The sequence below is a fragment of the Streptomyces sp. NPDC058872 genome, from assembly GCF_042743065.1.
GTDB lineage: Bacteria > Actinomycetota > Actinomycetes > Streptomycetales > Streptomycetaceae > Streptomyces.
Genome location: NZ_JBHYMK010000053.1, coordinates 47,327 through 57,541, shown reverse-complemented (window position 1 = coordinate 57,541; position 10,215 = coordinate 47,327). Strand labels below are relative to the sequence as shown.

General features: G+C 72.4%; 8 protein-coding genes and 1 pseudogene. 2 read left to right on the top strand and 7 right to left on the bottom strand.

The features are described from left to right. Window positions 1-151 precede the first annotated feature (151 nt). The 4 genes from ACFW22_RS27775 to ctaD all read right to left on the bottom strand — a co-directional run bounded on the left by ACFW22_RS27775 (window position 152) and on the right by ctaD (window position 5,077). Window positions 152-1,342 carry an MFS transporter gene (locus ACFW22_RS27775; protein WP_386409558.1) on the bottom strand — a complete coding sequence of 397 codons (1,191 nt, stop codon included), beginning with the start codon at window positions 1,340-1,342 and terminating at the stop codon, window positions 152-154. An 86-nt stretch (window positions 1,343-1,428) separates the two neighbouring features. Beyond that, window positions 1,429-2,751, bottom strand: a complete 1,323-nt coding sequence (locus ACFW22_RS27770; RefSeq protein WP_386409556.1) for a globin domain-containing protein — start codon at window positions 2,749-2,751, stop codon at window positions 1,429-1,431. Between the two features lie 14 nt (window positions 2,752-2,765). After that, entirely contained in the window at window positions 2,766-3,311 is a 546-nt protein-coding gene (locus ACFW22_RS27765; protein ID WP_386409554.1) for a hypothetical protein, read from the bottom strand. Continuing rightward, window positions 3,308-5,077 (bottom strand): cytochrome c oxidase subunit I, encoded by a 1,770-nt coding sequence (gene ctaD / locus ACFW22_RS27760; protein WP_386409552.1) that lies wholly within the window; start codon window positions 5,075-5,077, stop codon window positions 3,308-3,310. Before ctaD ends, ACFW22_RS27765 begins: the two co-directional genes overlap by 4 nt. Before the next feature lie 336 nt (window positions 5,078-5,413). Here ctaD and ACFW22_RS27755 point away from each other — a divergent pair, with 336 nt between their 5' ends. Then, complete coding sequence (locus ACFW22_RS27755; protein WP_386409566.1) at window positions 5,414-7,099, top strand: GAF domain-containing protein; 1,686 nt, start codon at window positions 5,414-5,416, stop codon at window positions 7,097-7,099. On the opposite strand, the gene ACFW22_RS27750 is transcribed toward ACFW22_RS27755, so the two are convergent. The 3 genes and pseudogenes from ACFW22_RS27750 to ACFW22_RS27740 all read right to left on the bottom strand — a co-directional run. Beyond that, window positions 7,068-7,784 (bottom strand): response regulator, encoded by a 717-nt coding sequence (locus ACFW22_RS27750; protein WP_386409564.1) that lies wholly within the window; start codon window positions 7,782-7,784, stop codon window positions 7,068-7,070. The genes ACFW22_RS27755 and ACFW22_RS27750 overlap by 32 nt on opposite strands. Window positions 7,785-8,189: 405 nt before the next feature. Then, on the bottom strand, window positions 8,190-8,831 hold the full coding sequence (locus ACFW22_RS27745) for a vitamin K epoxide reductase family protein (protein WP_386409550.1): 642 nt from the start codon (window positions 8,829-8,831) through the stop codon (window positions 8,190-8,192). Window positions 8,832-8,953: 122 nt separating this feature from the next. Continuing rightward, a pseudogene (locus tag ACFW22_RS27740) lies at window positions 8,954-9,442 on the bottom strand (hypothetical protein); the annotation flags it as partial. Window positions 9,443-9,688: 246 nt separating this feature from the next. Between ACFW22_RS27740 and ACFW22_RS27735 the strand changes: the two are divergent. Then, window positions 9,689-10,162, top strand: a complete 474-nt coding sequence (locus ACFW22_RS27735) for a pyridoxamine 5'-phosphate oxidase family protein (RefSeq protein WP_386409548.1) — start codon at window positions 9,689-9,691, stop codon at window positions 10,160-10,162. Window positions 10,163-10,215: the final 53 nt, after the last annotated feature.

The window sequence follows — 10,215 nt, the reverse complement described above, 5'->3', positions numbered from 1 at the left end:
CTCGATGTGGTACGGAACATCCACCAAGGGACACTTCCAGTCCACCTCGATCCAAGTGAACGGCACCTACACGCCCGTCAGCTAAGCCCCGCCGCTCGTGGTGGTCCGTCGGCCGTGCCGGCGGACCACCACGAGCGGGGCCGGCCAGTCCTCAGGCCGCGGAGACCGCCCGACGGTCCCGTAGGGCCGGGACGAGGGCCAGCGACATCAGGGCGGCGGTGACCGCGAAGGCCCATGGATAGCCGGTCCGAGCGGCGAGCACCCCGAAGCCGACGGCACCGGCGCCCATGCCCGCGTCGAACGCGAGGTTCCACAGGGCGCTGACCGTGCCGTAACCGGACGGGGGGACACGGGCGTACATCAGCGTCAGCGTGACGTTCTGGGCGATCCCGAAGCCGACGCCGAACAGCACCACCCCGATGACGACGGCGACCGGGCTCCGGGTCAGGGCCGTGAGCAGGGTTCCCGCCACCGCGGCGGCGAGGCCGGGCAGCAGCAGTGCGGCCTGCCCGTGACGGTCCCCGTACCGCCCGGCGATCCAACGGGCCCCCGTGGAGGCCGCCGACTGGCCGAACAGGGCCATCGCGATGACGCCTGCCGAGGCCGACGGAACCGCGAGGGGAAGGAAGGTGACGATGATTCCGGCGGCGAGGGCGGTGGCCGCGAAAACCAGCGCGGGCCGGAGGAGCGCCGCCGTGCGGAATCCCGCCGCCATGCCGATCGACGGCCCGGAGGCGGGTTCCCGGGCCGGCAGGCCCGGCACGGACAGCACCGCCGCGAGCGAAGCGACGGCTCCGGCGACGAAGACCGGCCCGTACCCCACGTGCGCCGCGAGCCACACGCCCAGCGGTAGCGCCACCAATGCGGGCACCCCGGTCACGATGCCGACCAGTGCGAGGCCCTCGCCGCGGCGTTCGGGCGGAACGAGCGACGCCGTCAGCGCACCACCCGCGACGACCGTGCACGCGAAGCCCAGTCCGCGCAGCACACAGACCACCGTGATCCACACCGTGCCTCCCGCGGCGGTCAACACCAAAGCGGGCGCGCCGAGGAGCACCAGTCCGATCCCCAGGACCAGACGGTGGCCGAAGCGGGAGACGAAGCGGGGGGTCAGCATCTCGCCCCCGACCGTGGCCAGCAACAGCGAACCCGTGGCGAGCCCGGCGGCATCGCCGTGGTGTCCGGTGCTCGCCTCGGCATAGAGGGGGACGACCGACAGGAGCAGGTAGAAGCTCGTCGCGGCACCGATGATCGAGACGAAGCGGAGCAGGAGGGGACGCGTCACCAGCCGCGGTCGTGACGGACTCGCCTCATCCGGGCGCGCGTTGGACATCCTGGTCATGCGGCCACGCTAGACGCCCGACGGGGCGCCCGTAAGATCCGTTTCCACGCTCGAACGGGCGTCATTTCCAGGCGCGGGGGGGGGCTTCAGCGGGCCCTGACCGCCCACTCTCTGCGGCGCACTGCCGGCGACAACGGGTCCGACAAACGGCCCGCGGGCGGCCTCCCCGTCGTCTGGTCGATCGGGTCGTGGCGGATGCGGTCCGCAGGCATTCCCCTCGCCGTGAGGCGCCGCACGGTGGCGGCGACCATGGCCGGTGGGCCGCTCACATAGGCGAGGTGGCCGGACCAGTCGGTGTGCCGGGCCACCACGGCGGCGATCGAGGTCTCCTCATCGGTGCCGAGTCCCTCGCCGACCACCGGGACGACGCGCAGCCAGGGGTGGCGCGTCTCCAACTCGGCGAGGGAAGCCGTGTCGTACAGGTCGTCCAAGCTCCGGGCACCGAGGAAGAGACGGGCGCGCCGGTGCCCCGAACGGCGTACGGCGAGGTCGTCGAGCAGTGCCTTGGCGGTGGCCCAGCCGGTTCCGCCGGCCACGATCAGGAGGTCACCGGGGGGAGCGTCGTCCAGCGTCATGGACCCCTGTGCCGGTCCGAGCCGCAACCGGTCCCCGACCCCGGTGCGGCCCACCAGGGCATCGCTGACCCCGTCCGGTCCGGTCCGACGGACGTGGAACTCCAACTCCCCGTCCTCCCGGGGTGCGCAGGCGACGGAGTACGGCCGCCACGCCTGCGGCAGCAGCGGGGATTCGAGCCGGGCGTACTGCCCCGCCCGGTAGGGGAACGGTTCCGCGGTGCGGACCCGGAGGACGGCGACGTCGGGGCCGCGCACCTCGTGTTCCGTCACCGTCGCGTTCCAGTAGGCGGGCTCGGCCAGGGCCTCGCGCGCCCCGTCGACCATGGCGGCGACGGCGAACCTCACCATGCGTACCCAGGCCCACTCGGCCTCCTCGGCCCAGCGGTCGCCCGCACTGCGACGGAGGGCCGTGACGAGTGCTTCCTCGAACACCTCGAAGTGCACCGGCCGCACGCCCAGCTTGCGGTGGTCCCGCCCCAGCCGGGCGCAGAACCCGGCCACTTCGTCCGGCCGGTCCAGGTTCTCGATCAAGTACCAGAAGGCCCGCTCCAGATGGGCCCGCTGGAAGTCCATCGACTCGGGGAACAGTCCGCGCAAATAAGGGTGTTGCTCGAACATCGCCCGGTAGAGGCGGTCGATGAGGTCGCTGAAGGGCGTCACCGGGGACAGGTACCGCCTGATCGTCTCCTGGTCTCCGGCCCCGTCGTAGAAGTCCCCGGACTCCACCGGCCTTTCCGTTCCGCCCGGTCGGAGCAAGCGCTCCCGGAGCCGCATCGCGTCCTGGCGCGCGAGGAGCGCATGGTACTCGTCGTACGTCTCGCCTGTGGTGCTCACGTGCTGGTTCTCTCCTACTGCCGTGCCTGCCGCGGCTCCGCCCCGGCCCCGGCGCAGTCTGGCACCGCCGGCCCGCCGGCGTCCGGCCCCATCGGGCAGGGCCGTTCGGCCCCTTCCTCCGCCGCGCCCGCCCGCACCGGAACGGTCAAGAGCAGGGCGAGGACCACGGCCGCGGCGAGTGCGGCGCCGGTCCTGCGGGCGAAGGCGTACGGGTCGGGACGGGGGGACGTCCGGGGCGGGGTGGGATCCAGGGCCGCCCAGCAGAGCGCGTCCTCCCGCTCTTCGCGCCGGCGCCGTACCGCCGCGCCGGCCCGCACCGTGACGCTGGCGGCAGCACCGGCCACCACCCCTGCGAGGAGCAGCGGGCCGGGGGTCCCCGCCAGGAGCAGCAGGGCGGTCACGGCGGCCGTGGCCCAGCCGGTGACGCACGCCGTCGCGGCCAGGCGGCGGGAGGCGGGACGGTCGGCCCCCGCACGCAGGTCGACGAGTGCCGGAACGTACCAGACGCACCCGGAGGCGGTCACGGCACCGATGCCCAGGGCGAGCACGGGAGCGGTCACCGGAGCGTCGCCGTCTCGTCGGCGGGGCGCTCGACGCCGTGTGCGGACCGGTCCCCGGGGTGTCCACCGGGTTCGTCCGCGGGCCGGTCGGGGGACTGGTTCTCCAGCCGGTCGACGGCCGCGATCTCGGGGTGGTGCAGGTCGAACGCCGGGGATTCGGAACGGATCCGCGGCAGGGTGAGGAAGTTGTGCCGCGGCGGCGGGCAGGAGGTCGCCCACTCCAGCGAGCGGCCGTAGCCCCACGGGTCGTCGGTCTCGACCCTGCTTCCGTACCGGCCGGTCTTCCAGACGTTGTAGAAGAACGGCAGGAAGGAGAGGCCGAGGAGGAAGGAGCCCACGGTGGAGACGGTGTTGAGCGCGGTGAAGCCGTCGGCGTCCAGGTAGTCGGCGTAGCGGCGGGGCATGCCCTCGGCGCCGAGCCAGTGCTGCACCAGGAAGGTGGCGTGGAAGCCGACCGTGAGGGTCCAGAAGGTGATCTTGCCGAGCCGCTCGTCGAGCATCTTGCCGGTGAACTTCGGCCACCAGAAGTGGAAGCCGGCGAACATCGCGTACACGACGGTGCCGAACAGGGTGTAGTGGAAGTGCGCCACGACGAAGTACGAGTCGGAGACGTGGAAGTCCATCGGGGGCGAGGCCAGGATGACGCCGGTCAGACCGCCGAAGGTGAAGGTCATCAGGAAGCCGACGGCCCAGAGCATCGGGGTCTCGAAGGACAAGGAGCCCTTCCACATCGTTCCGATCCAGTTGAAGAACTTCACGCCGGTCGGTACGGCGATGAGGAACGTCATGAAGGAGAAGAACGGGAGGAGCACGCCACCGGTGACGTACATGTGGTGCGCCCACACGGTCACGGACAGACCGGCGATCGCGATCGTCGCGGCCACCAGGCCGATGTAGCCGAACATCGGCTTGCGGCTGAAGACCGGGATGACCTCGGAGATGATGCCGAAGAACGGCAGGGCCAGGATGTACACCTCCGGGTGGCCGAAGAACCAGAAGAGGTGTTGCCAGAGCAATGCGCCGCCGTTGGCCGCGTCGAAGACGTGGGAGCCGAACTTCCGGTCGCATTCGAGGGCGAAGAGGGCCGCCGCCAGGACCGGGAAGACCATCAGCACGAGCAGGGACGTGAGGAGCACGTTCCAGGTGAAGATCGGCATCCGGAACATCGTCATGCCCGGAGCGCGCATGCAGATGATCGTGGTGATGAAGTTGACCGCACCGGCGATCGACCCGAAGCCCGACAGCGCGACGCCCATGATCCACAGATCGGCTCCGAGGCCGGGCGAGTGGACGGCGTCCGAGAGCGGCGCGTAGAGGAACCAGCCGAAGTCCGCGGCCCCGCCGGGCGTGAGGAAACCGCCGGCGGCTATCAGCGAGCCGAAGAGGTACAGCCAGTACGCCAGCATGTTCAGCCGGGGGAACGCCACGTCGGGCGCGCCGATCTGCAGCGGCATGATCCAGTTCGCGAATCCGGTGAACAGCGGCATCGCGAAGAGCAGCAGCATGATCGAGCCGTGCATCGTGAACGCCTGGTTGAACTGCTCGTTCGACATGATCTGCGTGCCGGGGCGCGCCAGCTCGGCGCGCATCATCAGGGCCATGACACCCCCGATGACGAAGAAGAAGAGGGCGGAGCAGAGGTAGAGCGTGCCGATCTGCTTGTGGTCGGTGGTCGTCAGCCACCCCACCCACGAGGGTCGGGCCGGTCGGGCCGGGTTCCCTCCGGTGGGCGCCGGGGGACGGTGCTCCCCTGTCCTGGTCTGCATGCTGCGTGCCTCGTCCACCGGACGACGACCTCCACTTCCGCGTGTGTTGCCGATGGGCCGGGAAGCGTCCTCACACGGGGGATGTCCGGAGCCGCTTCCCGGCCGCCGACACATGATCGTCGGAGGGCGCCCGGGGCCCGATAGAGCCGAACAGTCCTCCCGCTCACCGGGGCGCAGGGCCGAACGGCCCTCACCCCCGGCTCCTTCGCGCACGTACGCTGCCGGGAACACGCCCGTTCCGGACGGACCCCTCCCTCACGAGAGCCGACAGCACGCATGTCTGACACCACGCCGCACGCGCGCCCGCCCTGGCCCCGCATCGACGTGCCGGACCGGATGCACGGCCTGCTCGCCGCCGTGCTGGACCTCGGTCGGGACCTCGAACTCCCGCAGGTGTTGAGGAGCATCGTGGAGGCGGCCGTCAGCCTCACCGACGCCAAGTACGGGGCGCTCGGCGTCATCGACGACCGGCAGAAGCTCTCCCAGTTCCTGCCGGTGGGCATGGCCGAGGAGTTGGTGGCGCGGATCGGTCCCGCGCCATGCGGCCACGGCATCCTCGGCGAGCTCATCGGCAATCCGATACCACTGCGCCTCACCGATCTCACCCGTCATCCCAGCAGTTTCGGCTTCCCTCCCCACCATCCGCCGATGCGCACCTTCCTGGGCGCACCCATCCGGGTGCGGGACCAGGTCTTCGGCAACATCTACCTGACCGAGAAACGGGGTGGCGGCGTCTTCGACGCCGATGACGAGGCCGTGCTCACGACGCTGTCCACGGCGGCGGGCGTCGCCATCGACAACGCCCGCCTCTACCACGACAGCAGGCGCCGGGAGCACCGGCTCGAAGCGCTGGGCGAGATCACCCGGGCCCTGCTCGCGGGCACCGACACCGACGAGGTGCTGCGCCTGATCGCCCAACGGGCCATGGAGGTGGCCGACGCCGATCTCGCCGCGGTGCTCCTGCCGGTCGTGCCGGCAGGTGACCTGACCGTGCGCGTGGCGCACGGCGACGCCGCCGAGCGGGTCCGGGGCGCCGTTCTGCCGGCGTCCGGCTCGCTCGTGGGCCTCGCGGCGGGCCTCCGCGGACCGGTCGTCACGACCGACGTGCGCACCGACCCCCGCGCCCTGCCGCTCGACGGGGGGAGGGCCGGAGAGGAGCACGGTCCCGTGGTGGCCGTGCCGCTCCCCGTCGACGACGCCGTCTGCGGAGCCCTGCGGTTGAGCCGGAGGGCCGGGCGACCGGGCTTCGACGCCGCCGAGACCCTGTTGATCAGCGGCTTCGCGGACCAGGCGGCGATCGCCCTCGAACTCGCCGGGCGGCGGGCCGAGTCCGAGGAACTGGCCGTCCTGCACGACCGCGACCGCATCGCCCGCGACCTGCACGACGTCGCCATTCAGCGACTGTTCGCGACGGGCATGACGCTGCAGAGCGCCACACGGGTCATCGAACATCCCGGAGCCGCGGAGCGGGTCACCCGCGCCGTGGACGACCTCGACACCACCATCCAGATCATTCGCTCGACGATCCTCCAACTGCGGACGAGCGATGACGACCGCACGGGGACCGGGCTGCGCAGCTGCATGGCCGAAACGGTTCGCCTGGCCTCCCAGCACCTGGGTTTCACACCGTCGTTGCGCATCCTCGGGCCGGTCGACACCGGTGTCCCCGAGGCGCTGGCCGAGCACGTCCTGGCGGTGACGGCGGAGGCCCTGAGCAATACGGCCCGGCACGCCCGCGCGGGACGGTCCGACGTGCTGCTCTCGGTACCGGACCCGGCCGATCACCTCGTGTTGACGATCACCGACGACGGCATCGGACTCGGGACGGTCACCCCGACCGGCGGACTGCTCAACATGGGCTCGCGCGCCGCACAGTGCCGGGGAGCGTTCCGGCTGGAAGCGCCCCCGGAGGGCGGCACGCGGATCGTCTGGAGCGCTCCCCTGTCCGTCGGCGGGGCGCGCCGCGCCCCGGCGGGGAGGGCCCCTCGCGTCACGGGGGATTCCCCTGCTGCGGCTCCCTGAGCCGTTCGGCGATCATCGCCGCCTGGATCCGCCGGCCCACTCCCAGCTTGCCGAGGATCGACGACACCCGGTTCTTCACCGTCTTCTCGGCGAGGAACAAGCGCTCGCCGATCTGTCGGTTGGTGAGACCCAGGCCGATGAGGTCGAGGATCTCCAGTTCACGGGGCGAGAGCCGGTCGAGCTCGCCGGGTGCGGGCGTCTCGGGCACGGGCTCGGGGCCCCGGATCCGGTCCATCACCCGACTCGTCATCCGGGGGTCGAGGAGCGACCTGCCCGTCGCCACCGTGCGGACGGCGGCGACGAGGTCGGAGCCGCCGATCTGCTTCAGCACGTAACCGGCAGCACCGGCCATGATGGCGTCGAACAGGGCCTCGTCGTCGTCGAAGGAGGTCAGCATCAGGCAGGCCAGTTCCGGCATCTGGGCCCGGAGTTCCCGGCACACCTCGACCCCCTCGTGGTCACCGCCGGTCGCACCGCCGAGGCGGACGTCCAGCACGGCGACGTCCGGTCGCGTCGCGGGAATGCGGGCGAGCGCCTCGCGGGCATCGGCGGCCTCGCCGACCACCACGATGTCGGGCTCGGCTTCGAGCAGGTCGCGCACGCCCCGACGGACGACCTCGTGGTCATCGAGCAGGAAGACCCGCACGGGTGTGCCCGATGGGGCGGTGGAGTGACCGTCGGTCAGCACGGAGCACCTCCTCGGGACTCTCGTGCGTCGACGCGCCCGCACGACGCCGCCGACGTGCGGGACGAACGGGCGATGAGCGCCGCACGGGCGATCGGAGAAAAGGGAGGGGGCTTCACCGGGTACTCCTGGGCAGGGACAACACGGCCGCCACGACGGCGGCTTCGCGACCGCGCCGAAGCCCGGCCGCCTGCGGAACGGGCGTCAGTATGGCACCGGCCCCCGGGAGCCGAAGGGCCCTGGTCGGACAGGGTCGTTCGGCCCTAGCGGGCCGGGGGCGGCCCGTGGTCGACTCGCCGCTGCGACCCGGGGTGCCGCCCCCGTTGCGACCCGGCCGTCCCCCGGGTCCCCGGTGGGCACTCCCGGGCCGCAGCGGCCCGTCCCCCGCGGGCTCGCCCCTCCGGCTCACGCCGCCCCCCGTCCGTAGTCCCAGAAGCGGGTCGTGATCAGCAGGAGCACGCTCGCGCACCACACCGCCGGTACCACCCAGTGGAATTCGGCCACCCCCGCCACCAGCACCCTCGGTGCGCGCACGATGCCATGGGCAAGGTTGTGCACCGTCGTGTACCAGAACACGACGATCGTCGTCGCCCACACCACACAGCACCACAGGCACAGCGCACCGATCTCGTACAGGGCCCGGGTCATGAGCCACATGCAGAAGCCCGCGCCGAGCAGCGTCCCGAGGTGGAGCGCGCGCCAGAACCAGGGGCGGTAGCGGGCACCGGCGAGCACGCCGATCCCGACCGCGGCGACGAGGGCGTACCCGACGAGGCCGAGCATGGGAGGGGGGAAACCGAAGGAGGAGGCCTGCTCACTGCCGATGACGTCCGTGCAGGAGAGCACCGGACCGAGGGTGCAGACCGGTCGGAACCCGGGGTCCTGGAGCAGCAGGAACCCGTCGAGCGTGAGCACGAACGAGGCGAGGGCGCCGAGCCCCCCGGTGACGAGCAGGAGCCGGCCGAAGCCGCGACCGGCTCCGATCGCACCGTCGGTCGGCGCGGCCCGCCGGGGTGCGGTGCCGGCTTCGCGCCGGGTTCCGCTCACCGCGGGCCCCCCTCGTGGCGGGCGGGCCGGGGACCGGTGGCGCTGGGGTGCGGCGTACGGCCGCAAAGGGGCCCCCGAGGCGCTCCGGGCCGGGTCGCTCCACGTCGTGCACCCGCGCGGCCCGACGTCGGGGCGACGGCCGCACGGGACGCATCCGCCGGCCACACCACCTCCACCGGCACGCCCCGCGCCCGCGCATAGGCGACCATGTGCGCCGTGGCGTCGAACCCGTTGGACGGCGAGCCGTCCCACACCGCCAGGAGCCGCCCGCACTGGGTGATCAGCTTCTCGTCGGCGCTGACGCAGGCGTCGCGGTCGCCCGGGTCGTAGGGGAGCAGGCGCACCTCCTCGGCCAGGGCCGTCACTTCCCGGGCCGGTCCGAGGAAGGGCGGCGGCAGCGCCGCAGGAAGCCCCTGCCGGGCGGGCAGGAGGACGACGAGCCGCCGGCCCGAAGCCCTCACGGCACGTCCGAAGACGGCCGCCAGTCCGGACCCCGCCCGCACCAGGCCGGGCGCCGTGTCCCCGAGACGCTCCAGGCGCGTGCGCAGTTCGCGCTCCACGACCCTCAGCGCGTCCGGGGGCAAGTCGGCATGCCCCACCGCCGCGATCATCGATTCCCCTCGCTTCCTCGCCCTCCGGGCGCACGTCCGTGGCTCCGCGACCGACCCGGTTCGTTCCCGTCCGATCGGGCCGGGTTTCAGTGAAGCGGGCCTGCTCTCCGGGTCGACAGGGGCCGAACGGCCCTTCCAGGCCGCGGCCGTGTGCCCTGTACTGAGGGGCACCGGGGCCGTCCGCCCCGTCCCGCGCCGACCGGGTGACCGACGGTCGCGACACCACCGACCCCCCGGGAAGGCACCGTGTACGACGAGGCAGTCCACGACGTGAAGGAGCCGTCGAGCGAAGCCGGCGCGGTCCCGCGGCGACGCGTCGTCGAGCTGGACCCCGAAGAGGCCCTACGGCTCCTCTCCCGCACCCCCCTCGGCCGGATCGTCTTCACGCGGCACGCACTGCCCGCGATCCGCCCCGTCCACCACCTCGTGGATGCCGGCGAGATCATCGTCCGCACCCACGAGGAAGCCGCGCTGACCACGCGCACCCGGGAGGCCGGGGCCTGTGGGGTGGTCGTCGCGTACGAGGCCGACGAGATCGATCTCGTCACCCGTCTCGGCTGGAGCGTCGTGGTGACCGGCTACTGCACGGTGGTGACGGACCCACAGGAGGCGGCCCGCTACCAGGCGATGCTCCATCCCTGGACCGACCAGCACCTGGACCGGGTCGTCCGGATCCGTCCCGACCTGGTCACCGGCATCCGGCTCGCCCCCGCCGACTGAACGCCCCGGCCCGTGCGAACGCTCCGGGCCCCGCCGGGGCCCGGAGCGTCCTT